General features: G+C 70.5%; 1 protein-coding gene. It reads left to right on the top strand.

Annotation, left to right across the window (positions count from 1 at the left end; translation table 11 throughout):
- A partial coding sequence (locus tag AC507J_RS32330) for an AMP-binding protein (protein WP_496294364.1) occupies positions 1-613 on the top strand: 613 nt, incomplete at both ends.

Genomic DNA, 613 nt, shown 5'->3' with positions numbered 1-613 from the left:
GACCGCTCACGTCGCACCCACCGTCAACCGTCTCGGCCGTGACGGCGTGATCCTCCAGAAGACCGAGATCGGCTTCGACGTTTCACCGGCCGAGATCTACGCGGGCCTCTCCACCGGAGCGCGGCTCGTCATCGCCCGGCCCGGCGGGCACCGTGACCCCGCGTACCTGCGTGACCTGATCATCGCCGAGTCGGTCACCGCTATCGAGCTGGTGCCCAGCATGTTGGCCGCCCTGCTCGCCGAGGACATCACCGGCTGCGTCTCGCTGCGATCGGTCGCGGTCGGTGGCGAGGAACTGCCGGTGGACCTGGCGCGGGCCTTCCTGGCCGCGCTGCCCGGCTGCGAGCTGCACAACACGTACGGGCCGGCGGAGACCACCGTCGACGTCACCAGCTGGCGCTGCACCGCCGACGAGCTGGCCGGCGTCGCACGGGTGCCGCTGGGCCGCCCCTTCCCGAACCTCACCCTGCGGGTGCTCGACGACCGGTTGGAGTTGGTGCCGGTGGGGGTGCCTGGTGAGTTGTGTGTGGCGGGGGTCGGTGTTGGTCGGGGTTATCTGAATGCTGCCGGTTTGACGGCGGATCGGTTTGTGCCGGATCCGTTCGGGCCGGCC

It is taken from the genome of Micromonospora sp. PRAS1 (assembly GCF_059553435.1).
Note: the sequence above shows the minus strand (reverse complement) of the source record. Positions and strands in the feature narration are given on the sequence as shown.